Source organism: Muriventricola aceti (assembly GCF_025567565.1).
GTDB lineage: Bacteria > Bacillota > Clostridia > Oscillospirales > Oscillospiraceae > Lawsonibacter > Lawsonibacter aceti.
The window spans coordinates 80,688-107,066 of record NZ_JAOQKF010000001.1; the positions used below are offsets into that span (position 1 = coordinate 80,688).

Consider the following 26,379-nt stretch of genomic DNA (forward strand, 5'->3'; position numbering starts at 1 on the left):
CCCTCGTTTTTATGCGTGCTCCGAAAGCCGCTGGTAGGCGAGATAGAGAAAGACAAGGATCAAAGCCGACAGAATAAGAGCCGGAGGAAAGCGGCCGAAGAAGGTCATCCACAGCCCATACCAGAGGCTGTACAGGACATGGGGCGTGAACAGCAGGAAAAACCAACGCCTCCAGTTTCTCCGCCAGGGGGGAGAAACGGTGATCAGATGCTCCCGCCGGACAAAAATGGTGGAGTAACTCAGGATTTCACACAGGATGCTGTACGAAATGAAGATGACAACAGCGGCTCCCTCCCAGCCGGGCTTAAACAGCCGGAGCCGGACGCCGCACAGCCAATAGAAGAGCTGCGATGCCAGGACGAGGAGCTGGACGAGCATAAGAAAATACTCCGGGCGAAGAAGTTTTCTCCCAGCTTTGTGGGTTTCCATACAGCACTGCCCCTTTTCTTCTATAATAGGGCTGATAACTATTTTTAGTAATTTAATTTTACCATATTAACATAAAATTGTAAATATCGAACATAAAATCATTGATATAAAAGTGGATTTTATATATATTTGTGAATTTTTGAAAGCAAATCACAGCACATTGACCAGGCTGGCCTGCTCCATCTCGGCCAACAGCTGGATCTGTGCCGCCAGGTCGGCGTTGGCCGCGGCATACTGGTCCAGCTCCTGGAGCTCCAGATATTGGAGGACAGATTGAAAGGTCCGTAAAATCTGATCGGTGTCCGAGTGGCGCATGACCACATGGAGATAAAAGTGGCTGTCCTGCCAGTCCTGGTAGACCTGCCGGGTCAGCTCCTCCGCCTGGTCCCACTGCTCCCGCTCCACCAAAGTCTGGGCCTGGGTCAGCCGGCCGGACAGGCTGTCTGCCAGCTGTTGGCAGTAGTAGGCGTTGACCAGGGTTGCCCCGCACATGGCCGCCAGCAGGGCGACGGCTATCCAGAGCCGCTTCATGGCGATTCCTCCTTATACGCTCATATCCTTCCGGGCCAGGTAGATGCTGCCCGTTTGATCCACCAGCAGCAGAAAGACGGCCTCAAGGCCGGAGCAGCCCCGCTCCTCCAGCCGCTGGTCCAGCCACTTCCGGTCCCGGCCCAGAGCCCGCAGGTTATGCTCCAGCAGTCGGCCGTCGCTGATTACCACCAGGGGCAGGCCCGATTCCTCCGCCGACACCTGCAGCTGCTGGGCGGTGGGGGGCTTCTGGTTGGCATAGGGCAGGACGGACAACTGTCCATTGGTTTCCAGGATTGCGTATTTCACTGTGGCCGGATCGGTGTAACCCTTGGCCCGCAGCTCTTCCAAAAGCTCATCTATGGTCAGCCGGTTTCGGGCCATCTCCCGCTGGTCTACCAGCCCATCCCGGATGACGATGCTGGGTCGGCCGCACATGAGGGCCCGGAACCGGACGCTTTTCATAGTGAGGACGGACAGGATCATGGTCATGGCCAATAGGGCCAAAATGGGGAGGATGCCGGTGAGCAGAGGGATGCCGTAATCCTGCATAGGGACGGAAGCCAGGTCGGCGATGATGAGGGACAAGACCAGCTCGGAGGGCTCCAGCTCCCCAACCTGGCGCTTGCCCATCAGGCGGATTCCTATAATAATGAAGATGTATAGGATGATAGTGCGGATCAGTCCTGTGAACAAAAGATCACCTCGCGGTATCGATGTCCGCGCCCTTTGGGGAGGGCCGCGGGATATGGACGGCTCTTTCTTTCAGTCTTTCCCCGCCGGATGGAAAATATCCTGCAAATTGCCCAAAAGCTCCCCCGAAAATTCTGCTGAAAAAAGGAAAGATACATCTTGCCAACCAGACGATTTTTCGATAAAATAACTTGATTTAACCAAACAATAGAACTGGAACGGAAGGCGTGTGAGAATTCAATGAAAGCGACTTTGATCCTGGCCAACGGAAGCGTATTTTCCGGTGCCAGCATCGGCAGCACCTCCGACCGGATCTGTGAGATGGTGTTTAACACCTCCATGGCCGGGTACCAGGAGATCCTGACCGACCCATCCTACGCGGGGCAGGGCGTGGTCATGTCCTATCCCCTCATTGGCAACTATGGTGTCAACAGCGAGGACAACGAGTCCAGCCGCCCCTGGGTGGAGGCTCTGGTGGTCCGGCATCTGTCCCCCCGCGGGAGCAACTTCCGCTGTGAGGACACCTTGGATGATTTTTTGAAGCAGCATAATATTTCCGGCATCCAGGGTGTGGACACTCGGGCGCTGACAAAGATACTCCGCAACCAGGGGAGCATGAATGGTATGCTCACCTGTGCGGAGCATTTTAATGTCGCTGAGGCCCTGGAAAAGCTGAAAGCCTATAAAGTGGAACATGCCGTGTCCAAAGTCACCCGGACTCAGCCACAGGTGTTCCCCGCCCAGGGAGAGGAGAAATGCCGCCTGGCGGTGATGGACTACGGCGTCACTCAGGGCGTGGTGGACAGCCTGACCCGCCGGGGCTGCGCGGTGACCGCTCTGCCCGCCTCCACCCCGGCCGAGGAGGTGCTGGCCGGCGGGTATGACGGAGTGCTGCTGTCCAACGGTCCGGGCGACCCGGCCGAAAACACCGCCCTCATCGCCCAGGTGAAGAAGCTGTATGACAGTTCCCTGCCCCTCTTTGGGCTGGGGCTGGGCCACCAGCTGCTGGCCCTGGCCACCGGGGCCAGGACCGAGAAGCTGCCCTACGGACACCGGGGAGGCAACGTGCCTGTCCGGGATCTGGAGCTGGGAAGGGTATTCATCACCAGCCAGAACCACGGCTATGCCGTGGTCCGGGACTCTGTGGACCCGGCGGTGGCCCAGGTGTCCCTGGAGAATGTGAACGACGGAAGCTGCGAGGGATTGAGATATGCCCGCCCCAACTGCTTCTCCACCCAGTTCCACCCCGAGGGCAATACCGGCCCCAAGGCTGTGGAGTATCTGTTTGACCGCTTTGTTGGATCCATGGGAGGTGCCAAGTAATGCCGAAATATACGGACATAAAGAAGGTACTGGTGCTGGGCTCCGGCCCCATCGTCATCGGTCAGGCCGCCGAGTTCGACTACGCCGGGACCCAGGCCTGCCGGGCCCTGAAGGAAGAGGGGCTGGAGGTGGTGCTGGTCAACTCTAACCCCGCCACCATCATGACGGACAAGGATATCGCCGACCATGTGTATATCGAGCCAATGAATATCCCCTCTATCACCCAGGTCATCGAGAAGGAGCGCCCTGATGCCCTGCTGCCTAACATGGGCGGCCAGACCGGCCTGAATATGGCTATGGCTCTCCATGAGAACGGGACTCTGGCGAAATATGGGGTGCGCCTGCTGGGCACCAGCCCTGCCTCTATCCACAAGGCGGAGGACCGCCAGGGTTTTAAGGACTGCATGGAGTCCATCGGGCAGCCCTGCGTGGTGTCCAAAGTGGTCAACACCGTTCAGGACGCGGTGGACTTCACCAATGAGATCGGCTATCCAGTCATCGTCCGTCCCGCCTATACCCTGGGCGGAACCGGCGGCGGCATCGCCTATGACGAGGCATCCCTGCGGGAGATCTCTGAGCGCGGCATCGCCCTGTCCCGGGTGAACGAGGTGCTCATCGAGCGGTGCATCTCCGGCTGGAAGGAAATCGAGTTCGAGGTCATGCGGGACTCCGCCGGCAACGTCATCACCATCTGCTCCATGGAGAACATCGACCCCGTGGGAGTTCACACCGGCGACTCCATCGTGGTGGCCCCTACCCAGACCCTGGCCAACCGGGAGTTCCAAATGCTCCGCTCCGCCGCCTTGGACATCATCACCGCCCTGGAGATCGAGGGGGGATGTAATGTTCAGTTTGCCCTGAATCCGGACAGCTATGAGTACGCGGTCATCGAGGTCAACCCCCGTGTGTCCCGTTCCTCCGCCCTGGCCTCTAAGGCCACAGGCTACCCCATCGCCAAGGTGGCCGCCAAGGTGGCTCTGGGCTATACCCTGGATGAGATCCCCAACGCGGTGACCGGCACCACCATGGCCTGCTTTGAGCCCACCATTGACTACTGTGTGCTGAAGATTCCCCGCCTGCCCTTTGACAAGTTTACCACCGCCAGCCGCACTCTGGGTACCCAGATGAAGGCCACGGGCGAGGTCATGTCTATCGCCAACTCCTTCGAGGGCGCTCTGATGAAGGCCATCCGCTCCCTGGAGCTGAATGTTCGTGCCCTGAAGCTGGACAAGCTGGAAGGACTGTATACCGACGAGATCGAGGATATGCTGGTCCAGGTCACGGACGAACGCCTATTCGTGGTGGCCGAGGCCCTGCGCCGGGGCTTCTCTCCCCAGAAGATCAATCACATCACCAAGATGGATGTCTGGTTCCTGGACGGCTTCAAGCGCATCATCGACATGGAGGAGGAGCTGAAGGCCTGCAAGGGCGTTCCTGACGCCGACCTGCTGAAGCGGGCCAAGGAGATGTGCTTTGCCGACAGCTATATCGGCACCCTCTGCGGCATGAAGCAGGCGGAGGTCAAGGCCCTGCGGGAGAAGTACGGCATTATTCCGGCCTTTAAGAAGGTGGACACCTGCGCCGCCGAGTTCGACGCCGCCACCCCCTACTACTACTCCTCCTATGACGGGGAGAATGAGGCTGTGGACAACGGGGGGGACCGCAGGAAGGTGCTGGTGCTGGGCTCCGGCCCCATCCGCATCGGCCAGGGCATCGAGTTCGACTACTGCTCTGTCCACTCTGTTTGGGCCTTCAAGCGCCTGGGCTATGAAACCATCATTATCAACAACAACCCGGAGACCGTATCCACCGACTTCGACGTGGCGGACAAGCTCTACTTTGAGCCCCTGACCGCTGAGGACGTGCAGAACATTGTGGAGCAGGAGAAGCCCTGGGGAGCCGTGGTTCAGTTCGGCGGGCAGACCGCTATCAAGCTGGCTAAGGCCCTGACTGACATGGGAGTGCGCATCCTGGGCACCCCCGCCGACGGCGTGGACGCGGCCGAGGACCGGGAGCGGTTCGACGAGATCTTGCAGAAGTGCAACATTCCCAGAGCCAAGGGCCGCACCGTCTATACCACCGAGGAGGCTTTGGCCGCCGCCCATGAACTGGGCTATCCTGTCCTGGTCCGGCCCTCCTATGTGCTGGGTGGACAGGGGATGGAGATCGCCTACTCTGACCGCAACATCGAGGAATTCATGCGCATCATTAATATGACCGTCCAGGAGCACCCCATCCTCATCGACAAGTACCTGATGGGCCGGGAGCTGGAGGTGGACGGCGTATTCGACGGGGAGGATATCCTTATTCCCGGTATTATGGAACATGTGGAGCGGGCCGGCGTCCACTCGGGCGACTCCATCGCCGTGTATCCCCCCCTTCATCTGGAGCAGAAGCACCGGGATCTCATCCTCCAGCACACCCGGAACATGGCCCAGCACCTGGGTGTCATTGGCCTGATCAACGCCCAGTATATCCTCTATAACGACGACATCTACGTCATTGAGGTCAACCCCCGCTCCTCCCGCACCATCCCCTATATCTCTAAGGTCACCGGCGTGCCTATCATCGACCTGGCCACAAAGGTCATGCTGGGCCAGAAGCTGAAGGACCTGGGCTATGGCACGGGCGTCTATAAGGAGGCCAGCTACTTCGCCGTGAAGGCCCCCGTCTTTTCCTTTGAAAAGCTCACCGATGTGGACACCGGCCTTGGCCCTGAAATGAAGTCTACCGGTGAGGTGCTGGGACTGGCCGAGACCTTCCCCCAGGCGCTGCTCAAGGCGTTCAAGGGCTCCGGAATGCGGGCTCCCAAGAAGGGCGGCCGGGTCATCCTTACGGTCAAGGATGAGGACAAGAGCGAGGTGATCTCCATTGCCCGGGGCTTTGAGGACATGGGAGTGGAGCTCTATGCCACCTCTGGGACCTGTGACGCACTGAACGAGGCTGGTATTGAGTGCAAGCGGGTGAACCGGGTATCCCAGGCCCACCCCAATATCCTGGATATGATTGCCTCCGGGACTGTGGACCTTGTCATCAACACCCCGACGCGGGGCCGGAAGCACGACTCTGACGGATTCCGGATCCGCCGCTCCGCCGTGGAGCATGGGGTGGGCTGTGTTACCGCCATCGACACCGCCCGGGCCCTTCTCACCGTCCGGCAGCAGAGCCGCAGTGAGGACCTGACACCCATAGACATCACCAAGATCTAAGCTCCCCGCGGGGGAGGGAAATTCCCTCCCCCGCTCATCTTTTTCAAAATCTTTTTCATCTGTCCGCAACTCCGCCCTATGATTTCCGTCTTATACAATAGAAAGGATTTGGGAGGCGTAAAGGATGAAAAACGCGGTCAAAAAATGGGGATCCTTCTGTGGGGTGCTGGCTATCCTTCTGGGAGGGCTGGCGGCCTTTGCCTGGTTTACCTCCCGGCCCGTGTCCCTGCGGGCGGAGGAGCTGACCCCGGCAGAGACGATGGAAGCCTATTCTGGCGCGGAACTGACCCTGGAAACCACCGGGTATCAGCTGTATCTGACCTTTTCCAATTTCAGCGATGCGCGGCTGGAGTCGGGGGCCTCGGTGGACCGGGAGGGGAAGCTCTTGTTCGATGCCGGGCTGACTGCCCTGCTGGACGGACAGTGGTACTGGGTCCCCCATAAGGAATACGACACTGCCGGGGTGGGACTGGAAGCGGAGCCGGGGGATACTGTTCAGGGACAGGTATTTCTGTCGCCCTATGGAAAACTGCCCGACGGACAGTACCGGATCACCTTCGGCTATTGGCACAGGAGTTCCGACGGCCCCCTTCAAGAACAGGACTATTATGAGTCATATGCCCAGTTCCGCGTAGAGGGCGGGAGATACATCCCATAAAACAAAAAACCCACACCCTTCGGTGTGGCTTCTTGCACAGATCTGTTCGTGTTACCGCTCACTGGCGACGGTCTGCTGGTCCTCATAAATCAGATCCTCCAGATCAGAGCGGCTGTTCCAGTAAAAATCATTCATGGCATGACCTCCTTTCCTTGTGTTCTGCGTTTATCATAGCGCCGCTGGAGGTAAAAAGCAAGGCGGGGACGGTTAAATCTTTGTAAATTATTCCATTTTATGAAGCAAGGAAGGATGTTTCCATGTCCCATCAGACTGTCATCGTTCTGGACTTCGGCGGACAGTATAACCAACTCATCGCCCGCCGGGTCCGTGAATGCAATGTGTATTGCGAGGTAAAGCCGTACACGACCCCCTTGGCCGAGCTGAAGGCCATGGACCCCATCGGCATCATTTTCACCGGCGGTCCCAACTCTGTGTACCTGGATGATTCCCCCCATGTGGATCCGGACATTTTTACCTGGGGCGTGCCCATCCTGGGCATCTGCTATGGCTGTCAGCTGATGGCCCACGCTCTGGGTGGACAGGTCACCGAGGCCCAGGACGACTCCGCCCGGGAATACGGCAAGACCCAGACCTACTACGATACGGCCTGCAAGCTGTTCCACGGACTGTCGGCCCAGGGCATTTCCTGGATGAGCCATGGGGATTATATGGCCAAAGTGCCAGAGGGCTTCGCCTTGGTAGCCCACAGCGATGCCTGCCCCAACGTGGCTATCGCCGATGAAACGCGGGGATTCTACGGCGTTCAGTTCCATCCGGAGGTGAATCACAGCGAAAATGGTGTGGCGATGATCCGCAATTTCCTCTACGAGGTGTGCGGAGCCAAGGGCGACTGGACTATGGAGGATTATAAGAACACGGCTATCTCCGCCGTCCGGGAAAAGGTGGGGCAGGGAAAGGTTTTGCTGGCCCTGTCCGGAGGGGTAGACTCCTCGGTGGTGGCCGCCCTGCTGGCTGAGGCGGTGGGAAAGCAGCTCACCTGTGTCTTTGTGGACCACGGACTGATGCGCCTGAATGAAGGCGACGAGGTGGAGGCCGCTTTCTCCAAGTGGGATATCAACTTCGTCCGGGTGGACGCCGAAAGCCGTTTCCTGCTGAAGCTGGCCGGAGTGGACGAGCCGGAGCGCAAGCGGAAGATCATCGGCGAGGAGTTTATCCGGGTTTTTGAGGAGGAGGCCAAAAAGGTGGGGGCCGTGGACTTCCTGGCCCAGGGTACTATCTACCCCGATGTCATCGAGTCGGGAGCGGGGGACGCCGCCGTCATCAAAAGCCACCACAATGTGGGTGGGCTGCCTGACTATGTGGACTTTCGGGAGATCATTGAGCCGCTGCGCCTGCTGTTTAAGGACGAGGTCCGCCAGCTTGGGCGTGAGCTGGGTCTGCCGGAATATCTGGTGTCCCGGCAGCCCTTCCCCGGCCCCGGCCTGGCCATCCGCATCATCGGGGATATTACCAAAGAGAAAGCCGATATGCTCCGGGAGGCGGACTTCATCTTCCGGGAGGAGATTGCCAAAGCCGGTGAGGACAAGAACTTGAACCAGTATTTCGCCGTCCTTACCAATACCCGCTCTGTGGGAGTCATGGGAGACGGCCGGACCTACGACTACACCCTGGCGCTCCGCGCCGTGACCACCAGTGACTTTATGACCGCCGACTGGGCCAGAATCCCTTACGACGTGCTGGACAAGATCTCCACCCGAATTGTCAATGAGGTCAAGGGTATCAATCGCATCTGTTACGACATCACGTCCAAGCCCCCCGCCACCATCGAGTGGGAATAATGGACGCTTCTGAAAAGCGGATGAAATTTATTTGAAATTCTGATTTTTATATCAAAAAAGGCCCCTGTCTGAACTTAAAAAGTTCGGGCAGGGGCCTTCTTTTTTTGCCTGTGGCTCTACAATGGCTCTACGGCATCAAATCATCGAGCTTTTTGACCACTCCATCTGTTGTGGAGGGGTATAAGTGGCCGTAGGTCCTCAGGGTGGTTTCAATGTCCTCGTGACCAAGCCTTTCGGACACAGAGAGAACAGGGGCGCCGTTGTTGATGAGAAGCGAAGCGTGAGAGTGCCTGAGGTCGTGCAGGCGGATGCGCTCCACCCCTGAGGCCTTGCACCCCTGATTCATCTGATGATGGAAATAATACTTTGTGAATGGGAACAGCCTATCGTCTGGCTGAGGCTCATATAAGGCGTCCTCATACTGCCGTATCATGTCGCACAGTTTCCTGGGAAGCTGGACGGTTCTGTTTGCCTTGGGTGTCTTTGGCTCTGTGATTATTTCCTTGCCGTCTATTGTCTGGAAACTCTTATTCACTGTCAGAGTTCCGGCCTCTAGGTCTATATCCTCCAGAGTAAGAGCCAGCAGCTCCCCTATGCGGAGGCCTGTCCAGAATAGGACTGAGAAGCCGACCCTCGCCGGGAACTTTGGAACGCACTCAATAAACTTGCTGAACTGTTCCACCGTCCAGAAGTTCATCTCCTGGGCCTTCTTTTTCCCTATGGAGCCGGCCACCCTGGCCGGATTTTCCCGGAGGCCATAGTACCTGACAGCGTAGTTGAAAATGGCCGAGAGCTGATTATATATCGTCTTGACGTAGGTGGGCGAATAGTCCTTTGACAGCAGCTCAGATTGCCATTTCCGTACATGGGCTGGAGTGATGTCGTTTACCTGGAGGCCCTGGAAGTATGGGAGGATTTTCAGGTTTATCAAATACTCCTTGCTTCTCATGGTGGTGGCCCTGAGCCTTGGGCGCATATCGTCCATGTAGAGCTCCACCATGGAGCCGAAGGTCATGCTGCAGGTCCTGGAGCCTTTCTTCAGAAATTCCTCCTCGTAGGCCTCAGCATCCTTCTTCCTGGGGAAGCCCCTCTTTTTCTTCTTTTTGCGCTTCCCGGTCCAGTCCACATAGTAAAACTGGCAGTACCATGTGCCTCGCTCTGTGTCTTTGTATGCTGGCACTATTTTTCACCATCCCCTGGCCCTGTCTGGTCCCTCTCCCTAAGTAACTTTTCTTTGATAGCGTCACAGATAATCTCCTCTTCACCGAGGCCATCTGTATTGTGGGAGGCCTTAAAAGCGTCCAGCTCCGGAATAGGGATTGACGATGCCCTGATTATGCAGTCGAGGCAGTATCCGGCCCCATTAAGCGGCTTGAGGCCCCAGCACCCCTTGCAGCAGCCTTCTTTCCCCTGATATTTCGGATTATGCAGTTTTTTGTAATGGGAAGCAGGGGGAAGGCCTACCTTTCGCTCAAACTTCTTCTTGCTGTTTTGGGCCTCAACCATCTTTTTGTATTCCAGAGCCTTCTCGAAGATGTAGTCCCTCGTCAGAGTATATGAGCCCTGGGGATATGAATACAGGTTAGCCTTTGCAAATGGCTGTAATAGGTCCGTAAGCCTGAGCGCAAGTAGGCATCTATTATATCCGGTCATAGGTGTTTTTGCGCTGTCCACTAAAACCATGCTGTCGTGCATCTGTTTAGAATACATGTGATAGTTCATACCACAGGTATTACAAACTCCCTTAAACCTTCGCTTCTCCGGAAGTTTTGCCCCGCAGACAGAGCACTTCTTTGAAAACAGGCCCATGTGGAAAACCTCCTCCGCTTTCCTCTCCCAGCTAGGAGAGGAGAACATAATAATCATTGTCTATATACATACACTGTCTTAATAACTAAATAAGGTGTCAAGGGCGTATTCGGTAAAAAAACTTTACCGAAACAGCACTTATTCGGTAAGAAATATTTACCCTAATTGATGTAATTCGGTAAAAATTTTTTACCGAATTTTTTATGCCTTCCCGTGGCTGTGGAAAACAATGTGGAAAAGCTATCGGAACTCTCAAGCAACCCTCCAATATTGGAGAGTTGCTTTTTATTTGCCCTTCCCGAAGTCTACCCAGATCACACGACCCTCTCCTCTTGACCGCGGGGGGCCCCTGTTTCGATGGTATCCTCTGCCGGGGCCATGGGCGCCACCATCTCCTGAAGGCGGCCAATCAATATAAGCTGCTGCCGCTCTGGAAGCTGTTCAAAGAGGGCCAGCATCTCCCTGGAGTTCTCTCGAAGGCCCCCACTTGCCTGGCCTGTCCCCGCTGTGGCGAGCTCTGCTGTCCTCCCAAGAAGATAGTCTACGGAGCACTCCAGACGGTCTGCTAATTTTGCGAGACTGGCGGCGTTTGGCATTGACTTCCGCATATTAGTCATCAGGTTAAAACTGAGGCCTGCATCATTCAGAGCATCTTTCATCGTAACTCCTCTGAGCTTTGCCACAGCCCTAAGCCTGTCCGCTACGTCTGATGATTTATACATAAGACGATACCTCCATTTGTGCATAATGACAAATATATAAAATTTGAGATTTATCGCTTGCAATCTCATTATTTACGATATATACTCAAGTCAACCTCTAAAAAATGAGATTTACGAAGCGTAAATTTATAGAAGGAGAAATAACCATGAACACCTATGAAATCAGCATCCAGCGTGAGAACGGAACCACCTGCACCGACCGGGTGGTGGCTGCCACCCCCGCTGAGGCGAAGAAACTATTCCGGGAAATCTACCGCCACGGAGAGGCCTTCCAGAGCAAGGACCTGAAGGTGGAGCTGGTGGCCGAAAATGTCCCCGCCTCGAAAGACCAGGAGCTGGAGGCCCTGGAGAGGATTAAGGCCATTGTGGAGAGCCTGGGCCCTGACAGTTATGTTGGGACTGCCTTCGAGGGGTGCTTTGAGATTGCCGAGGACAACATCGGAAATGACTTCGCCTGTTCTATGAAACAGCGGGTTGAGGCCGTGGTGGTTGAGAACTCCAGACTGAAGGAGAAGGTCAAGGAACTGGAGGAAAAACTGGCCGAGAGCAAGAAGAACTATGAGGGCGTCCGTTCCTTCTCCCGTGAAGTGGTAGCCGAGAAGGATGCCGAAATCTCCCGCCTCAAGGCTCTGGCCCTATCCGATGATGACCTGACCGATTGTATCCAGATGGCCCGGGAAGCTGCCTATGGGTATCTGCTGGAAATGGAGAAGGCTGCCGCCTCTGTTGTGGAGCTGGCCGAAGACCCCACTTCCCCTGAGTTTGTTCAGGCCGTGAAGGACCACAGAAACGCCAAGACCTCCAAGGAATATGCTGAGGGACTGGCTGACCGCCTGACTGAGAAGCAGAAGAACCTCGCCGGGGCCTGAGCGCCCCGGCCACCCTGAAAGGAGAAATAACCATGCTCGATAAGAACGGTATTGAAATCCGCACCGGCCAGGTCGTGAAGGTATCCGGGGCCTTCTTCCAGAACGACAACGGCCTCTACTATGTGGAGCACTCCCCCGGGGACCCAACCTGGAGCGGCCACGACTACTGCCTGAAGAAGGTATGCAAGGACGGGCGCCTCAGCAAGTCCACCCGGAACATCTGCTTCTGGCCTATCGGCGCATTTACCAATGACCGGGTGAAGAACGCCAAGGCTAATGCCTGGAACCGAGAGCACTCCGAGATTGAGGTCGTTACCATCTCTGATATGTCCTGGATACTGGGACGCTTCCGGGAGAAGCTGGAGCAAACCGCCAAGGATGTTCAGCGTCACACCTGGGACTTTGGAGAGGACGATACGATGGTCCAGAAGGAGAAGGCCATCCAAAGCCACTATGAGGGTGTCATCCGCTTTATCGAGGGGAAGGAGTTTTGACTATGAGAGCGTGCGAGCTGCTGGAGCTCCTGGAGGAGCTTTGCGACCATGACCCCGATGTGGAGGTTAACATTGCCTACCAGCCTCATTATCCACTGGCGGCTCCCGTGTCCCATCTGAAGGTCCGGGGTGGGGAGGCCTATATCTGCGAGAGTGGCTACGGGGGCAACTGCTACGCCCCCGGCCATCTGTTCGATGACAATGAGAGCAGCATGGAGGACTACTACGGGGAGGACGAGGACTGATGAGCTACCGGGAGGAACTGAGCGCCCGGTACGGCTGGCCCCTGAAGATACACAGCCTGGGGCACGATGCCTACCTGGTAGACCTCCAGCTGCTGACCGGCGGCGAGGTGGCCGCCATCTACCGCTTCCCCGGAGGGGACAGCGTAGTGTTCGATGATGAAATCCGGGCCAGCCTGCCCGCTGAGGAAGGAGAAAACCATGGGACTGTTTGAGCTGTACCGCCTGGACCGCCCGGAGGTAGTTGTCCAGACCGTGGAGGCCGGGACATCTGAGGAGGCAATGGAGCTGGCCGGGAACCGGCTGGCGCCACTGTTTGGGGGAGCGGTTCAGGTATCCATCCCCCTGCTGACCCTGGCCGCCCCGGTGGGGCTGCTGGGGGTCCGGCGGGGGGCATCCCCCAGGAGGGAGGCGGCAGACGAATGGTGACCGCTGAAACTCTGGACGCCGCCGTGGTGTTTCTGCTCTATGCAGCTGGTATCCTCCTCACCCTGGGTGCCGGCGGCCTAGTGGCCGATTACATATTCCCGCACATCAAGCCTCTGGGTCGGTTCATGGACGGCCTCCCCATGATGGATGATGAGGAGGAGGGGCCAGGGTGAGCCGGTGCAAGTTCTGCGGGGCCCAAATCGACTGGATATGGAGCCAGGAGTGCGGAGGCTATGTGAAGGTCGATTCCGAGCCTGTATTCGTGGACCTGAGCGGCGGAGAGGTCACCTTTATTACGGATGAGGGTGGAATACTCCAGGGAAGGCTTGCGCCGGCCACCGGCGACCATACCGGCCAGGACGTGGCTTTTCTTCCCCACCGTTGCGGTGGATATTCCCAATATATCAAAAACGAGACTAAAAAACAAGAGAAGGGGGCGAGACAGCGTGAAGAAGCCGAGAACTGAGTTCGGTGTGGAGTGCAAAATCTTTATGGCCGAGACTGGAATGACCGTCCGGGAGCTGGCCCAGGCCTCCGGCGTCAAGGAGAATACCCTTGTTGCGGCCATGGTCGGTAAAACCCCCGGCCATGACCTGGTGCCTATGGTTAAGGGCTACATGGAGAAGCACCGCGGCGGAAAGGAGGCTGCCGTATGAGGACCGCCAAGGAAACCTTCTATTTCGTCGAGGACGTGATGAAGATGCTCGGCCTGTCCAGGTCGAAGGCCTATTCCATCATCAAGCAGTTCAATTCTGAGATGGAGGAGCAGGGCTATTTCACCGTCCCTGGGCGTGTAAACCGGAGGTATTTTGATAGCCGCATGAACTTTGAGCCTGAGCCGAAGCCGGGCCGTAAGCGGGCTCGCACGGCCTGAGAGAACGAAAGGAGAAATAACCACTATGTCAATTTTTAGAGAGTGCCCCAAGTGTGGGGCGAACTTGGACCCAGGCGAGGCCTGCGACTGCACCGCCAAGAAGGCCGTGGTCACCTACGCCGACTGGGAAGCTGCCGGGAGCTTCGACAAGGCTGCCAAGCCTGGGGATGCCGTGGAGGAGCGCATTGTGGACGAGTTCCTGAACTGCCTCCCTCCCGTGCGTCAGGAGTATGGCTTCATCCAGTGTGGGGAGCCGCACAGCCATGAGTTTGACCCTGAGACCGGGCGCTGGAGGGCGACCTTCGCCACCTTCCAGAGGCTGGCCGGGGTGTGGTACTACTGCGGGAACTGCTTCGCTGGGAAGTCCGTGGAGCCTGTTCGCATCAGCCCCTCCGCCGGGGCCCGTGAGGGGGTGTGACCGTGTACCGCTACTACACCACTAAGCTGAACCAGTACGGCATCATGGAATATCCTCCCCTCCCCATCCCCGATACCGTGGGCCACTATGGGAAGAACGGGATTGCCTTCGAGGGTATCTGCGGCCACTTCTATGGCTTCGTGGAATATGAGAAGGAGCTGCCGGCCTCCGATGTAGCCAACTTCGACCTGGTCCCCGGACCGTCCCCCAGCTACTACCCCATCGACGAGGAGACTGCCAGAAGGGCCCACGAGATGATGTCTTTCAGGGACTACCAGAAAGGGTCCAAAACGTGGCAGTACAGGGTCCGTGTGGACGAGGCCTCTATGATTGCTGACCGCCAGAAGAAGCGCATCGACCCCATGTACCACGAGAAGGTGGACCGTCTCCTCGCCAGTTTCTCCCGGCGGCTGGCTGAGAACCTGAATGCGGAGAGCCGCATCGGGACCATGTGCCCCTCGGTCCTTATCTCTGGAGGGTCTAACTTCCCTGTCAGGAAGAAGCAGCGCCAGAATGAGGCATCCGAGCGGAACATGAAGGAGTACCAGGAAATCATGGGCCTTATTTCTCGAATCTGCTCTGTGGGTACCGGGGGCATCTCCTCTGATGAGCCCCAGGCCATTGAGAAGCTGAAGCTCAAACTGGAGAAGCTGGAGAAGCACCAGGAACTGATGAAAGCGGCCAACGCCGCCATCCGAATGAAGGACCGGGGCAAGGGGGATGCCAAGCTGAAGGAGTTGGGCTACGCCCCCGACGAGATTGCCGAGCTGCGGGCCCCTGACTTCTGCGGGAGGGTCGGCTATCCTGCCTATGAGCTGTCCAACAACTTGGCGAACATCAAGCGCGTCCGGGAGCGCATTGCCTCCCTGGAGAAGCTGAAGGAGGCCCCTCCTGAAGGGTGGGGCTTTGATGGGGGCCATGTGGTGGTGAACACTGAGGAGAACCGGGTCCAGCTCATCTATGACGAGAAGCCTGATGCGGATACCAGGGCGAAGCTGAAGGCCAACGGCTTCAGGTGGGCGCCGTCCCAGGGGGCATGGCAGCGCCAGCTTACATCTGCTGGTATGTCTGCTGCCCGTGATGTGGCCCCTCCCGTTGAGAGCTGACCCCCTGCAACTATTCCCATGATACCAGAAAGGAGGATTGACACTGTGGCTGTGACAGAAGCAAAACGGCCCCCCGCATATCTGCGGGAGGCACGTTCAAGGGCTGGATATGCGAACCGGGTGGCTGCTTCTATGGCTGTACCATTTTCCCCGGAGACCATAGGCCGCCATGAGAGAGGAGACGTGGAGATGGAGCCTGAGGACGCTATCCTCTACTCCGAGAAGTACCGGGACCCATCTATCCTCGTTCGCTACTGTGCTGACTGCCCCATTGGAAAGAGGACCGGGAAGGATGTCACGGAAAGGCCCCTGCCATTTGCCACACTGAGGGTAAGCCGGATGCTGGATGAGGCTCAGCAGATTGCAGACCGGCTGGAGGACATTGCCTATGACGGGCAAATTGATGAAAGCGAGGAGGCGGACTTCAAGAACGCCCTGGCCTTTCTTCGGGAACTGGACCAGACCATAAATGACATGCTGCTGCTCGGTATGCGGGTGGGAATGACTGAAGCCGCCACACCCGCCGGGAACGGGTGAAGCGGCTCCATGAAGAAATAACCATGCTTACTGTACCATACCAACTTGCCGCTGTCAAGCTGCTGCTGAAAGGAGAAATAACCATGATTGAGGTCAAAATTACCCCTAAGGGAGAGGGGCACGATGTAATGGTGGCCGTAAACGGCAACTTCAAGGAGCTGGTTGCTGAGGGCCTTCTGGCAATCGGGACCATCTGCGAAAGCATCCGGGAGTGCGGGCCTCTGGAGGCCGCAATTTTCAATGACATTCTCCTGAAGGCCGTTCAGGATAAGGCCTCCCCCATCTGGAACCTCCAGGGCGCCAATCATACCAAAATCATCTTCGCACCGCCTGTCAACAGGGAATGAGCTGGCTGGATGTGCCGGACCACCCCGTTATCGTAGCCTGTGAGCGGACAGGATACCCTCCGGGGATGGAGCCGAAGGTCTACACCTGCCCCATCTGTGGGGCGGAATGTGAGACGGTTTTCACTAACTATATCCGGGAGCCTGTGGGCTGTGATGTCTGCCTGGAGGCCAAGGACGTGTACGACTACTACGAGGAGGAATGACCAATGCGAGGCATCAAGAAGGTATCCATTGCCGGGAAGAGCCGGGAGGAATGGCTGGAGATGCGGAGGCACACCATCGGCGGGTCCGATGCTGCCGGTATCATCGGCCTGTCTAAATGGTCCAGCCCCATGAGCGTGTGGGCCGATAAGACCGGACGGATCCCCGATAAACCTGACACCGAAGCCATGCGCCTTGGGCGGGACCTGGAGGGCTATGTGGCCCGCCGGTGGATGGAGACCACTGGGAAGAAGGTCCGGCGGCTCAACTCCATGCTCTATAACGAACTCTACCCCTTTGCCCATGCTGACATCGACAGGGAGGTTGTTGGGGAGAAGGCTGGCCTGGAGTGTAAGACTACATCCACCCTGGACGTGAAGCAGTTCCAGGGGGTGGAGTTCCCGGAGAAGTATTACGCCCAGTGCGTCCACTACCTGGCTGTCACCGGGTACGACCGCTGGTATCTCTCCGTCCTGGTGTTTGGCCGGGGCCTGTTCAACTTCGTGCTGGAACGGGACCAAGCGGAAATCGACGCCCTGATGAAGGCGGAGAGGGACTTCTGGGGCCTGGTGGAGAAGGACACACCTCCGGCTGCTGACGGGACTGAACCCACGGCGGAGACGCTTCAGACCATTTACCGGGAGAGCACGGATAACGAGGTTGTCCAGCTTTTTGGCCGGGAAGGGCTCCTCCAGGAATGGAGTGGTATCAAAGAGCAAATCGAGGCTCTGAAGGGCCGTAAGGAGGAAATCGAGAACACTATCAAACTGGACCTGAAGGAAGCCGAGCGAGGAGCCTGTACTGGATACGGGATTACATGGAGGCCCCAGAGCCGCCGGTCCTTCCAGGCTGCCGCCTTCGAGAAGGCCCACCCCAACATTGACCTGTCCCCGTTCTATAAGACCAGCGAGGCCCGTGTGCTTCGCATTACTGCAGAAAAGGAGGCTATTTGAATATGGCGAACAATACCATCCAGCGGCGTACCCAGGAGACTGCCGCGGCCCGGACTACTGAGGGCCCGACTATGCAGCAGTACATCAAACAGATGCAGGGGGAAATCAAGAAAGCCCTGCCCTCTGTGATGACCCCGGAGCGGTTCAGCAGAATTGTGCTGTCTGCCCTCTCTACCAACCAGAAGCTGGCTGAAACCACCCCGCAATCCTTCCTGGGGGCTATGATGACCGCCGCACAGCTCGGCGTGGAACCCAACACCCCCCTGGGGCAGGCATATCTCATTCCCTACTGGAACAGTAAGGCCCGCGCCCTCGAATGCCAGTTCCAGCTCGGCTATAAGGGCCTTCTCGACCTTGCCTATCGTTCCGGGGAGGTCTCCACTGTGATGGCCCAGGTGGTCTATGAAAATGACGAGTTTGAGTATTCCTTCGGCCTGGAGCCCAAACTGGTACATCGTCCCGCCCTGGAGGAACGTGGCAACCCGAAGTTTGTCTACGCCATGTTCCGCACTAAGGACGGAGGCTACGGATATGAGGTCATGTCGATTGCTGATGTGCGGGCCCATGCGCAGAAGTACAGCAAGGCCTTCAACTCTGGGCCCTGGCAGAACAACTTTGAGGAAATGGCGAAAAAGACCGTCCTCAAACGTGTGCTGAAGTATGCCCCCCTGAAGTCTGAGTTCATGCGGGCTGTGAGCCAGGATGAGGTCATCAAGAATGGCCTGAGCCCTGATATGTATGAGGTCCCCAGTACCTATGTGGAGGCCGATTACGATGTGGACCCTGATACCGGGGAAGTTATGAATGGGCCCGATGAGAAGAAGGGCGAGGGAGGCGGAAAGCCTCCTGAAGGCGGTGACCTTGTGGAAGGTCAGCAGCAGATGACCGTATAACCTCTGGAATGATGCCAAAGCAGTGATATGGAGGGAGGGGCGGCCGGTTGCGCTATCTGACCGAAATCAATGCTTTCGAGCGGCTGATGGACCGGCGCCCCCTTCCGCTTGCTATCCGTGGCCTCTGGTACACGCTCATGCGTGAGGCAAACCGGCGGAGATGGCCCGATACAATGCAACTCGACAACGAGTATCTTCTGGGGATTACAGGGCTTTCAAAGCCCACCCTCATCACTATGCGAAAAGCCCTCTCCGACGCTGGCCTTCTGGAGTTCTCGCAGGGGGTAAAGGGGCAGCCGAGCACATACAGGCTCATACCTCCCTCACTTGTGGAGCTCCAGGAGGCACACGGGGGCGCCTCTGGGCTGCCCTATGAGGAGGGCAACGAGTACCTGGAGGACGTGGAGGCCCCGGAGCGTTACTTCGGATGGACTGAGGCCGCCGGGAGGGAGCTTGCGAAAATCACTCGTGACCTGTTTGCTGCATACTGGCCCGGAAGGTCCCCAGATGACCGGGACCGACAGCGGGTGTTCTTCTACATCAAGGACCAGCAGATGGATGAGGACGGCGAGTGGACCATGAGCTTCCCGGAGGAACGAAAGGCCCTGCTAGCGTATGCTTTTGAGGCGGCGTCAAGGGCAGGGGCCGTAAACTGGAATTATATCGCCGGGGTATATCGGAACCTGGGGGCTAGGGGCATTAAGACTGTGGAGCAGGCACATGAATACGACGAGAAAAGGAGCTCTCAATACCGATGAGAAACCAGATTAAACCTAAGGGGGGGCGGAGGCTGGAAAAGCGCCTCCATCCTATGATGGGCGTTGTGCTGGCGGCAGCACTCTTCATTCTGGTGTTGCTGTCATTTTCCTTCTCTGCCGAAGGGGAGAACTACCAGGGCGCTAAGAAAGGGACCCAGCAGAGCGCACAAGCCGCGCTTCCGTCTCCTGGGTGGGAAATTACCCTCATTCAAGCAGAGCCCTCCAGCGGGCGGGAAATGTACCAGGAAGCGGAAGGAGAAGCTGAGGCGCCGGTACTATGGACCGAGGCCGAGCTGGAGGTGATAGCTCAGACCGTATGGGCTGAGGCCAGGGGAGTGGAGAGCCAGGCTGAACAGGCCGCCGTGGTGTGGTGTATTCTCAACCGAGTGGACGCCGGGACCTGGGGCGACACCATCTCCCAGGTGGTTACATACCCCAGCCAGTTTGCCTGGGACCCATCCAGCCCCGTGAAAGCTGAGTTCGTGGAGCTGGCTGAGGATGTGTGCCTCCGGTGGGCTGCTGAGAAGGCCGGGGCCTCTGATGTAGGCCGGACCCTACCAGCCGGATACCTGTACTTCGAGGGGGACGGAGAGAGAAACCACTTCAGGACGGAGTGGGAGAAGGACCAGGGGCTCACCTGGGACTGGAGCCTCCCGAACCCCTATGTGGAATAACGATGAAACGAAAAGACAGCCTACATATTGACCAGAGCCAGCTCCAGTACATTGCCCGGATAAGCCACGGGAAAGATAGCCTAAAAATGCTCGATGTCATTGTAACTAGGGGCCTCCCCCTGGACCGCATTACAACGACGGACGTTTGGGCCACGGATACAATCCGCGGTGAGCACCCGAAGATGGTGGCCTTCAAAGAACAGGCGGACGAGTTTATCTGGAGGAAGTACCACATCGAGGTGGAGCACCTATGCGCCATGCGAAACGGTGAGAAAGTGACCTACGAGAAACTTTTTTATCGAGTTCCGAAGCGCAAAAATGCGGAAAGCGCAAAAAACGGGAAAATCCTGGGCTTTCCTACCTTGTGGGGGCCTTGGTGCCAATCGGACCTAAAGAGGAACGTAAAGGATAAAAGAGTTTCCATCCATAAGCCGTGGTTTAGGACGGATAGTATCACCGGGTTTCCTGTCAGCTTCACAAATAAAGGAACCCGGTGCCAGAAACTCAAAACCAGGTTTTTAGAAAGCCCCGCTGCAAGGGACCGTAAAAATATTGTGGAATACCTTGGAATAGCTGCTGATGAGCCTGGGCGGTTTGGGCAGTTGAACGAGCGGAAGAGAGCTCCACTGGTAGAGTTCGGCATTGAGGAGGAGCTATGCGGCTTGTACTGTAAGTACAACGGTATCCTCTCCCCATCATACGAAACTAGCTGCAGGGATGGGTGCTGGATGTGCCATAACCAAGGCGTGAACCAGCTCCGGCAACTTCGGAAGGATTATCCAAAGCTCTGGGCGCTGTTGCTGAAATGGGACACTGACAGCCCGGTTTCATTCAAGCCAGATGGAAAGACGGTCCATGACTACGACGAGCGTTTCCAACTGGAAGATGAGGGGCTGATATGGCCTGGGGAGCGTTTCCTGTGGTCCATGCTGGAGGACGGAGGAATAAATTACCGGCTATTTTGAAGGCGAGGAGGAAAGACCATGCCGCTGTTGATTTACTACCGTAAGGACGGGGCCATTGTCCGCCACCACATGGCACCTAAGGAGTGGGACGAAGATACCTTGAAAGACCGAATAGACCAGTACAATACTGACCATCCTGGGTGCCAAGCGGAGGCCCTAGAGGTCGAGCCCGGAAGCCTGACCGAGTACCTTCTGGAGAAAATCCAAGCTGAGGCCCGCCGCTCCGATGAAGCAATCGAGGAGGCTCTGGACGCCCTGGATACCGCCAGGGATTGTGTGAGAAGCCTTCAGAAGTAGGGGGCCGAGTATGGGAAAACGACTTTATCCACGAGGCTGTACTATCTTCAACTGTGACCGCCGGCGGGGAAATGTCTGCTGCGCTGACTGCGGATTTAATCCGCGGAATAATGGGACCTGCAAAAATCCCTGCCTGAATGGGCCGGACCGTTGTGGTCAGGTCCTGCCTAAAGCTAAAACCAACAAGACCAAGAACGGGAGGAAATGACGATGGAATTTGAAATTGCTGAGATGACCCCGGAGCAGCGGGAGATGGCCCTTTACGAGGAGGCCGTGGAGCATTTTGGGGAAAAGGCCCAAATCCTCCAGGCCGTTGAGGAGATGGCCGAGCTCACCAAGGCCCTTCTGAAGTATATCCGCTACAAGGACTTCGGCCACGGGGACCTGGGCGACATTCTGGAGTGCATCAATGAGGAGCGGGCCGATGTGTCCATCATGCTCAACCAACTGGAGGTCATCTTCGGTGACAACAGCGAGGATGAGTGCTTGAAGCTGAAGCACCTTCGGGACTTCCTGGACGAGGATACCAGGAAAGGTGAAAGGGAATGAAGCCCAGGAGCCCGGAGGAGATGACCGACCAGGAGCTTCTGGAGGAGCTGGAGAAATGGAGAGCCAGGGAGAGCGAGGCATACGATGCCTTTGTCCGGGCTCCAGCCAGTAAGGCCGAGAAGTTTCTGAAGGATAGCCTCATAGCTGCTGAGGCCCAGAGCGATATTCGCCATGAGATGGCGCGTCGAAGGCGGCGAGAACATGAGCGAGCAGAAGAATGACGTTTTCACCATCCCCGCCCGTCGGTGCAAGCGGTGTGGCGGTCTCCTGACCAGCAAGCAGGGCCTCCGGGACGGATACGGGCCATGCTGCCTCCAGAAGATGCGCCAGGAGGAAGCCGAGCGGAAGATGGCTGAGAACCAATACAGCCTGTTTGATACCGGCGGGCTGAATATGACGGAGGAGAAATAACCATGAACCTACATAAAACGAAAATTGAGTGGGCGACGCATACCTGGAACCCCGTTACCGGGTGCCTTCATGGATGCGAATACTGCTATGCCAGGCGCCTCATCTCTCGGTTTGCGCCCCATGCCTGTGAGAGGCCGGAGCCTGAGCCTCTGGAGTACCTTCCCAAGGGGTCCGGCATCTACGTCACCAACTCACCGTGCAACGCGGTGGACGACGTCCAGAACTATGCTAGGACCACGCCGTACCCGAAGGGCTTCGCGCCTACCTTCTACACCTACACCCTGAGCTACCCCGAGAAGCGATTTATCCCCTCCAGGGTGTTTGTGTCCAGCATGGGGGACCTGTTCGGGGAGTGGGTACCGGATGCCTGGATACAGGAGGTTTTCGAGGCCTGCAAGAGGGCGCCCCAGCACACCTATCTGTTTCTCACAAAGAACCCCCAGCGGTATTGTGACCTCGCCAACGCTGGGAAGCTCCCGGCGGAGCCGAATTTCTGGTATGGAACGACGGTGACAGGGAAAGGGGCCCCGGCCTTTGCCGAGAGCATCCACTTCAACACCTTCCTGAGCATCGAGCCCCTGCTGGAGGACATCGACCCAGGCCTGGGGAGCTTTGGAGGTGTCCGCTGGATTATCGTCGGGGCTATGACAGGACCTGGCAGCCGGGAACACCAGCCCAGCCGGGAATGGCTGGAGAAAATCGTGGAGGCTGCCGCCTTAACTGGGGCCAAGGTTTTTATGAAGGACAGCCTCAAAGGAGTATGGGGCCCGGAACTTATCCGTGAGCACCCGGAGGGCATGGTATGGCCGGAGGGATGATGCAGGCCGCACGGATTGAGTGCGAGAAGGCAGAGGACCGGGACACCCTGGTGGTTATCCTGGCCCGAAATGGCTACTCTGTCCGACAGGTGAAAGAGAAGCCGAACCCGAAGGGAACCAGGTACGCCTACTTCGTTGAATACTGGAAAGGGGGCGTAGCCCGTGAGCAATAAGAAAAACCTCCGCCGCCTGAGTGTGCTCGTCACTGCTCAGACCATGGGGAACCTGGAGAAGTTGGCTGCTATGGAGGGATACAGGAACACCGGACGGGTCATTGACAAGCTGGTGCGGGACCGTATGCTCGCCCTCCGGCCCGGAAACTGGAAAGGGGGAGACAACAAATGAGCGTCAAAGCTGTGTTCCTATATCCTGAGAATGGGACCAAGTACGACCAAGAGAAGGCCGTGAAGTGCGGACTGGAAAAGGGAAAGGAGTACGAGGTATCCCACATCGTCATGGGGCAGAGCAGCACATCTGTCTATCTGGAGGAGTTCAAGGGGCCCTTTAATTCCGTCCATTTTGGATTTATGGAAGCTGGGAAGCCCCTGGACATCTTCCGGGACCCCCGTTTCAATCCTTACCTGGGAAGGGGTGGACGCCTGTGAACCTCTATGACAACGATGCCTATCGGGACACATTCATGGAGGGGGTATATGACCTCCTGGAGGATGACCCTACCAACGAGAGGGCGAATGCCATCATTGAGCTGTTCGACAAGGCACCATCTGTTACCATTCCAGAAAACGAGCCGCTGACACAGACTGACCTTGATAAGATGGACTATGACAAGGTATGGATTGACTATGGAAATGAGAACTGTGGCGAGTGGGCCCTGGTAGTTGGTGGACGAATTTACTCTATTGATACCCTGGAGGGCTGCGGGATGGAGGACATTTTCCGGGATGAGGTAAAGGGGGAGACACTGGATTACCCAACAGGAAAATACACCGTGTACCGCCTCCCTCCTGCGGGAGAGGAGGACCGCACATGAGCACCGGCCAAATTAACCTTCTCGATGAAATCATCGTTGACAACTTCGCCGGCGGGGGCGGTGCCTCCACCGGGATAGAGCTGGCGACAGGACGGGTGGTGGATATTGCCATCAACCATGACCCGGACGCAATCCTGATGCACCGCACCAACCACCCCCACACCACCCACTACCAGGCCAGCGTATGGGATGTGGACCCTGTGGAGGTCTGCCGAGGGCGCAAGGTTGGGCTTGCCTGGTTTTCCCCGGACTGCAAGCACTTCAGTAAAGCCAAGGGCGGGAAGCCCGTGGACAAGAACATCCGGGGGCTGGCCTGGATTGTGCTGCGGTGGGCCGGGACTGTCCGCCCCAGGGTCATCATCCTGGAGAATGTGGAGGAGTTCCAGACCTGGGGCCCCGTCCGCAAGGGAAAGCCCGTGAAGAAGCTCACCGGCCAGACCTTCAGGAAATGGCTGGACCAGCTCCGCAACCTGGGCTACGCCGTGGAGTGGCGGGAGCTGGTGGCTGCCGACTATGGAGCCCCTACCACCCGCAAGCGGTTCTTTCTGATTGCCAGATGTGACGGGCGGCCCATTGTGTGGCCTACCCCCACCCATGCCCCCGCTGACAGCCCGGAGGTAAAGGCTGGGCTGAGACAGCCGTGGAGGAGTGCCGCTGAAATCATCGACTGGAGCCTCCCTACGCCCTCTATCTTTGACACCAAGGAAAGTATCCGGGAGAAGTATAACCTTACCGCACAGCGTCCCCTACGGCCCAATACGATGGCCCGTGTAGCCCGCGGCGTGGATAAGTTCGTCATCAAGACCGCCTCCCCCTTCCTGGTGGTGGTCAATCACTCGGGGGAGTTCCGGGGGCAGGACCCTGGAGAGCCCCTTCAGACTGTGACCGCCAAGCATGGGTATGGGGTGGCCTCCCCCGTGCTGGCCCCCTGGACCGTGACCAACACCACGAACTCCACCGGGCACCCTGTCTCTGAGCCTGTGGATACCGCCAGGACCGGGGGCGGCGGGGGCCAGATGTTCCTATCCGCAAGCCTGGTGCAGTACCACACGGAGCAGGGGGAGCGAGTAAGGGGACAGGGACTTGACGCCCCTCTCCTGACCGTGGACGCCTCCAACCGCTACGGCCTGTCTGCTGTCTGCCTGGAGAAATACTACGGAACGGCAACCGGCCAGGGTGCCGAGGAGCCCCTGCACACCATCACGGCAAAGGACCGCGAGGGAGTGGTGGCTGCCAGCCTCTCTAAGTTCTACGGGGGCGTGGTAGGGGCAGAAATGTCCCAACCACTCCCTACTGTGACCTCCATCGACCATAATGCCGTACAGATGGCCCACATGGCAAAGTTCTATGGGAATGAGTTCGGAGAACCTATGAGCCGTCCGCTGTCAACTGTGACCGCAAGCGGTGCCCATCATGGGCTGGTAACAACTACTGTGGTCCCTGTTTCCAATGTGGCTGACCTGAAGAACTGGCCCAAAATCCGGGAGCTGCTGAACACATACTGCGGATATGACCTGAAGGAGAATGAGGTCATCTTGTTTCGGATCTCCGGCAGCCTTTATTTTATGGCTGACGTGGGGCTCCGAATGCTGACCCCCAGGGAGCTCTACCGGGCCAACGGCTTCCCAGATGACTACATCATAGACCGGGACTATACCGGGAAGGAGTATGGGAAGGCAAAGCAGGTGGCGAGGTGTGGGAACGCCGTGCCCCCTCCATTTGCCACGGCCCTGGTCAGGGCCAATCTCCCGGAATGGTGCGGCCAGACCATCACGACGATGGAAGAACTCGAAAAGGCGGTGGCGGTATGAGTAACTTGTGGAGATTTTACGACGGGACCTTCAGCGGCGTGGTGGTGGCCTGGACCGAGAAGGAAGCTCTGGAAAAGGCCAAACTTTACCTGAAGATTCACTTCGATGGTTATGAAGAAAGCGCCGGCATGAAAGTGTGGCCTTGCAAGAGTGATGACGACTTTGACGAGGCCGCCCCCTGGGCCCTGGCTGTGTCCTACTGAAGGAGGGGGACATAATGGCAAAGCAAAGTGGATACCTGAAGCGCCAGAAGGTCAGGGACGATGTTCTGGAGCGGGCCTATAAGCAGACCTATCAGCAGTACATGACGGATATGTTCATAATCGCCCTGAATGACCCCTCCGTGATGGGGAAGGACGTGCTGGGGTATAAGCGCCTCATGCGGGTGTTGCTGGCTGTTGAGGCCAACTATGACCGCTTCTTTGATGCCCTGACCAAGAACGCTGAAGCTGACTACGCCAGGGAGAAGATGGACGCCATCATGCGGAATATCTGCCCTCCCGAGAAGTTTATTCCCTTCGAGAAGCGGTATGAATGGCTGCCGGAGATAACCTACGAGCCAAGGAAGTGAG

The 26,379-nt window shown here is 57.4% G+C and carries 42 protein-coding genes; 37 read left to right on the top strand and 5 right to left on the bottom strand.

Annotation, left to right across the window (positions count from 1 at the left end; translation table 11 throughout):
- Nucleotides 1-477: hypothetical protein (locus tag OCV64_RS00370; RefSeq protein WP_262668859.1), on the top strand; the 477-nt coding region annotated here is incomplete at its 5' end.
- A gap of 102 nt (nt 478-579) precedes the next feature.
- On the opposite strand, the gene OCV64_RS00375 is transcribed toward OCV64_RS00370, so the two are convergent.
- Both OCV64_RS00375 and OCV64_RS00380 read right to left on the bottom strand, forming a co-directional pair.
- Entirely contained in the window at nt 580-960 is a 381-nt protein-coding gene (locus OCV64_RS00375) for a DUF4363 family protein (RefSeq protein WP_262668860.1), read from the bottom strand.
- 12 nt (nt 961-972) lie between these two features.
- A complete protein-coding gene (locus OCV64_RS00380; RefSeq protein WP_240288094.1) occupies nt 973-1,653 on the bottom strand; it encodes a DUF421 domain-containing protein in 681 nt (226 codons plus the stop codon).
- A gap of 237 nt (nt 1,654-1,890) precedes the next feature.
- Here OCV64_RS00380 and OCV64_RS00385 point away from each other — a divergent pair, with 237 nt between their 5' ends.
- The 4 genes from OCV64_RS00385 (at nt 1,891) to guaA (ending at nt 8,639) form a co-directional block, all read left to right on the top strand.
- Nucleotides 1,891-2,973: a carbamoyl phosphate synthase small subunit gene (locus OCV64_RS00385; RefSeq protein WP_186851965.1), complete on the top strand. Its 1,083-nt coding sequence runs from the start codon at nt 1,891-1,893 to the stop codon at nt 2,971-2,973.
- The gene (gene carB / locus OCV64_RS00390) at nt 2,973-6,182 is read left to right on the top strand and encodes a carbamoyl-phosphate synthase large subunit (protein WP_147571424.1); all 3,210 of its coding nucleotides are present in this window, start codon (nt 2,973-2,975) and stop codon (nt 6,180-6,182) included. The genes OCV64_RS00385 and carB overlap by 1 nt, the downstream gene beginning before the upstream one ends.
- 124 nt (nt 6,183-6,306) lie before the next feature.
- Nucleotides 6,307-6,840 carry a hypothetical protein gene (locus OCV64_RS00395; RefSeq protein ID WP_262668862.1) on the top strand — a complete coding sequence of 178 codons (534 nt, stop codon included), beginning with the start codon at nt 6,307-6,309 and terminating at the stop codon, nt 6,838-6,840.
- Nucleotides 6,841-7,097: 257 nt separating this feature from the next.
- Nucleotides 7,098-8,639 (top strand): glutamine-hydrolyzing GMP synthase, encoded by a 1,542-nt coding sequence (gene guaA / locus OCV64_RS00400; protein ID WP_262668864.1) that lies wholly within the window; start codon nt 7,098-7,100, stop codon nt 8,637-8,639.
- Nucleotides 8,640-8,766: 127 nt separating this feature from the next.
- Here the strand turns inward: guaA and OCV64_RS00405 are convergent, their stop codons facing one another.
- The 3 genes from OCV64_RS00405 to OCV64_RS00415 all read right to left on the bottom strand — a co-directional run bounded on the left by OCV64_RS00405 (nt 8,767) and on the right by OCV64_RS00415 (nt 11,170).
- A complete protein-coding gene (locus tag OCV64_RS00405) occupies nt 8,767-9,819 on the bottom strand; it encodes a tyrosine-type recombinase/integrase (protein WP_262668865.1) in 1,053 nt (350 codons plus the stop codon).
- Entirely contained in the window at nt 9,819-10,448 is a 630-nt protein-coding gene (locus OCV64_RS00410) for a hypothetical protein (RefSeq protein ID WP_262668866.1), read from the bottom strand. Before OCV64_RS00410 ends, OCV64_RS00405 begins: the two co-directional genes overlap by 1 nt.
- 314 nt (nt 10,449-10,762) lie before the next feature.
- Nucleotides 10,763-11,170: a helix-turn-helix domain-containing protein gene (locus OCV64_RS00415; protein ID WP_262668867.1), complete on the bottom strand. Its 408-nt coding sequence runs from the start codon at nt 11,168-11,170 to the stop codon at nt 10,763-10,765.
- A 146-nt stretch (nt 11,171-11,316) separates the two neighbouring features.
- Between OCV64_RS00415 and OCV64_RS00420 the strand changes: the two genes are divergently transcribed.
- The 32 genes from OCV64_RS00420 to OCV64_RS00575 are packed head-to-tail and all read left to right on the top strand — an operon-like array spanning nt 11,317 to nt 26,378.
- Nucleotides 11,317-12,039 carry a hypothetical protein gene (locus tag OCV64_RS00420; protein ID WP_262668868.1) on the top strand — a complete coding sequence of 241 codons (723 nt, stop codon included), beginning with the start codon at nt 11,317-11,319 and terminating at the stop codon, nt 12,037-12,039.
- Nucleotides 12,040-12,071: 32 nt separating this feature from the next.
- The gene (locus OCV64_RS00425; RefSeq protein ID WP_262668870.1) at nt 12,072-12,533 is read left to right on the top strand and encodes a hypothetical protein; all 462 of its coding nucleotides are present in this window, start codon (nt 12,072-12,074) and stop codon (nt 12,531-12,533) included.
- Between the two features lie 2 nt (nt 12,534-12,535).
- Entirely contained in the window at nt 12,536-12,778 is a 243-nt protein-coding gene (locus OCV64_RS00430) for a hypothetical protein (RefSeq protein ID WP_262668872.1), read from the top strand.
- Nucleotides 12,778-12,990 (top strand): hypothetical protein, encoded by a 213-nt coding sequence (locus OCV64_RS00435; RefSeq protein ID WP_262668874.1) that lies wholly within the window; start codon nt 12,778-12,780, stop codon nt 12,988-12,990. The genes OCV64_RS00430 and OCV64_RS00435 overlap by 1 nt, the downstream gene beginning before the upstream one ends.
- Nucleotides 12,977-13,204, top strand: coding sequence for a hypothetical protein (locus OCV64_RS00440; protein WP_262668875.1), 228 nt, complete (start codon nt 12,977-12,979; stop codon nt 13,202-13,204). The genes OCV64_RS00435 and OCV64_RS00440 overlap by 14 nt, the downstream gene beginning before the upstream one ends.
- Nucleotides 13,198-13,377, top strand: coding sequence for a hypothetical protein (locus tag OCV64_RS00445; protein WP_262668876.1), 180 nt, complete (start codon nt 13,198-13,200; stop codon nt 13,375-13,377). The genes OCV64_RS00440 and OCV64_RS00445 overlap by 7 nt, the downstream gene beginning before the upstream one ends.
- Complete coding sequence (locus OCV64_RS00450; RefSeq protein ID WP_262668877.1) at nt 13,374-13,670, top strand: hypothetical protein; 297 nt, start codon at nt 13,374-13,376, stop codon at nt 13,668-13,670. Before OCV64_RS00445 ends, OCV64_RS00450 begins: the two co-directional genes overlap by 4 nt.
- The gene (locus OCV64_RS00455; RefSeq protein WP_262668878.1) at nt 13,651-13,860 is read left to right on the top strand and encodes a hypothetical protein; all 210 of its coding nucleotides are present in this window, start codon (nt 13,651-13,653) and stop codon (nt 13,858-13,860) included. Before OCV64_RS00450 ends, OCV64_RS00455 begins: the two co-directional genes overlap by 20 nt.
- A complete protein-coding gene (locus OCV64_RS00460; protein WP_262668879.1) occupies nt 13,857-14,078 on the top strand; it encodes a transcriptional regulator in 222 nt (73 codons plus the stop codon). Before OCV64_RS00455 ends, OCV64_RS00460 begins: the two co-directional genes overlap by 4 nt.
- Before the next feature lie 25 nt (nt 14,079-14,103).
- The gene (locus OCV64_RS00465) at nt 14,104-14,496 is read left to right on the top strand and encodes a hypothetical protein (protein WP_262668880.1); all 393 of its coding nucleotides are present in this window, start codon (nt 14,104-14,106) and stop codon (nt 14,494-14,496) included.
- A gap of 2 nt (nt 14,497-14,498) precedes the next feature.
- On the top strand, nt 14,499-15,602 hold the full coding sequence (locus OCV64_RS00470) for a hypothetical protein (RefSeq protein WP_262668881.1): 1,104 nt from the start codon (nt 14,499-14,501) through the stop codon (nt 15,600-15,602).
- Between the two features lie 45 nt (nt 15,603-15,647).
- Nucleotides 15,648-16,139 (top strand): hypothetical protein, encoded by a 492-nt coding sequence (locus OCV64_RS00475; RefSeq protein ID WP_262668882.1) that lies wholly within the window; start codon nt 15,648-15,650, stop codon nt 16,137-16,139.
- Between the two features lie 23 nt (nt 16,140-16,162).
- Entirely contained in the window at nt 16,163-16,486 is a 324-nt protein-coding gene (locus OCV64_RS00480; protein WP_262668884.1) for a hypothetical protein, read from the top strand.
- The gene (locus tag OCV64_RS00485) at nt 16,483-16,689 is read left to right on the top strand and encodes a hypothetical protein (RefSeq protein WP_262668886.1); all 207 of its coding nucleotides are present in this window, start codon (nt 16,483-16,485) and stop codon (nt 16,687-16,689) included. The genes OCV64_RS00480 and OCV64_RS00485 overlap by 4 nt, the downstream gene beginning before the upstream one ends.
- A 3-nt stretch (nt 16,690-16,692) precedes the next feature.
- Complete coding sequence (locus tag OCV64_RS00490) at nt 16,693-17,640, top strand: YqaJ viral recombinase family nuclease (RefSeq protein ID WP_262668887.1); 948 nt, start codon at nt 16,693-16,695, stop codon at nt 17,638-17,640.
- Between the two features lie 2 nt (nt 17,641-17,642).
- On the top strand, nt 17,643-18,533 hold the full coding sequence (locus OCV64_RS00495; RefSeq protein ID WP_262668888.1) for a recombinase RecT: 891 nt from the start codon (nt 17,643-17,645) through the stop codon (nt 18,531-18,533).
- Between the two features lie 47 nt (nt 18,534-18,580).
- Nucleotides 18,581-19,291 carry a DnaD domain protein gene (locus OCV64_RS00500; RefSeq protein ID WP_262668890.1) on the top strand — a complete coding sequence of 237 codons (711 nt, stop codon included), beginning with the start codon at nt 18,581-18,583 and terminating at the stop codon, nt 19,289-19,291.
- Entirely contained in the window at nt 19,288-19,965 is a 678-nt protein-coding gene (locus OCV64_RS00505; RefSeq protein WP_262668892.1) for a cell wall hydrolase, read from the top strand. Before OCV64_RS00500 ends, OCV64_RS00505 begins: the two co-directional genes overlap by 4 nt.
- A 2-nt stretch (nt 19,966-19,967) precedes the next feature.
- Nucleotides 19,968-20,930 carry a hypothetical protein gene (locus tag OCV64_RS00510; protein WP_262668893.1) on the top strand — a complete coding sequence of 321 codons (963 nt, stop codon included), beginning with the start codon at nt 19,968-19,970 and terminating at the stop codon, nt 20,928-20,930.
- Nucleotides 20,931-20,948: 18 nt separating this feature from the next.
- Nucleotides 20,949-21,227, top strand: coding sequence for a hypothetical protein (locus OCV64_RS00515; protein WP_262668894.1), 279 nt, complete (start codon nt 20,949-20,951; stop codon nt 21,225-21,227).
- Between the two features lie 10 nt (nt 21,228-21,237).
- A complete protein-coding gene (locus tag OCV64_RS00520; protein ID WP_262668895.1) occupies nt 21,238-21,435 on the top strand; it encodes a hypothetical protein in 198 nt (65 codons plus the stop codon).
- A 2-nt stretch (nt 21,436-21,437) separates the two neighbouring features.
- The gene (locus OCV64_RS00525) at nt 21,438-21,776 is read left to right on the top strand and encodes a nucleoside triphosphate pyrophosphohydrolase family protein (protein WP_262668896.1); all 339 of its coding nucleotides are present in this window, start codon (nt 21,438-21,440) and stop codon (nt 21,774-21,776) included.
- Entirely contained in the window at nt 21,773-21,997 is a 225-nt protein-coding gene (locus OCV64_RS00530; RefSeq protein WP_262668897.1) for a hypothetical protein, read from the top strand. Before OCV64_RS00525 ends, OCV64_RS00530 begins: the two co-directional genes overlap by 4 nt.
- A complete protein-coding gene (locus tag OCV64_RS00535) occupies nt 21,978-22,187 on the top strand; it encodes a hypothetical protein (protein ID WP_262668898.1) in 210 nt (69 codons plus the stop codon). Before OCV64_RS00530 ends, OCV64_RS00535 begins: the two co-directional genes overlap by 20 nt.
- Nucleotides 22,188-22,189: 2 nt before the next feature.
- Nucleotides 22,190-23,005: a phage Gp37/Gp68 family protein gene (locus OCV64_RS00540; RefSeq protein WP_262668899.1), complete on the top strand. Its 816-nt coding sequence runs from the start codon at nt 22,190-22,192 to the stop codon at nt 23,003-23,005.
- Nucleotides 22,990-23,178 carry a hypothetical protein gene (locus OCV64_RS00545; protein WP_262668901.1) on the top strand — a complete coding sequence of 63 codons (189 nt, stop codon included), beginning with the start codon at nt 22,990-22,992 and terminating at the stop codon, nt 23,176-23,178. Before OCV64_RS00540 ends, OCV64_RS00545 begins: the two co-directional genes overlap by 16 nt.
- A complete protein-coding gene (locus tag OCV64_RS00550; protein ID WP_262668902.1) occupies nt 23,168-23,350 on the top strand; it encodes a hypothetical protein in 183 nt (60 codons plus the stop codon). Before OCV64_RS00545 ends, OCV64_RS00550 begins: the two co-directional genes overlap by 11 nt.
- On the top strand, nt 23,347-23,610 hold the full coding sequence (locus tag OCV64_RS00555) for a hypothetical protein (protein WP_262668903.1): 264 nt from the start codon (nt 23,347-23,349) through the stop codon (nt 23,608-23,610). Before OCV64_RS00550 ends, OCV64_RS00555 begins: the two co-directional genes overlap by 4 nt.
- Nucleotides 23,607-23,996, top strand: coding sequence for a hypothetical protein (locus OCV64_RS00560; protein ID WP_262668905.1), 390 nt, complete (start codon nt 23,607-23,609; stop codon nt 23,994-23,996). Before OCV64_RS00555 ends, OCV64_RS00560 begins: the two co-directional genes overlap by 4 nt.
- Entirely contained in the window at nt 23,993-25,807 is a 1,815-nt protein-coding gene (locus OCV64_RS00565) for a DNA cytosine methyltransferase (RefSeq protein WP_262668907.1), read from the top strand. The genes OCV64_RS00560 and OCV64_RS00565 overlap by 4 nt, the downstream gene beginning before the upstream one ends.
- The gene (locus OCV64_RS00570) at nt 25,804-26,010 is read left to right on the top strand and encodes a hypothetical protein (RefSeq protein WP_262668908.1); all 207 of its coding nucleotides are present in this window, start codon (nt 25,804-25,806) and stop codon (nt 26,008-26,010) included. The genes OCV64_RS00565 and OCV64_RS00570 overlap by 4 nt, the downstream gene beginning before the upstream one ends.
- Nucleotides 26,011-26,024: 14 nt before the next feature.
- Complete coding sequence (locus OCV64_RS00575) at nt 26,025-26,378, top strand: hypothetical protein (RefSeq protein ID WP_262668909.1); 354 nt, start codon at nt 26,025-26,027, stop codon at nt 26,376-26,378.
- Nucleotide 26,379 lies beyond the last annotated feature (1 nt).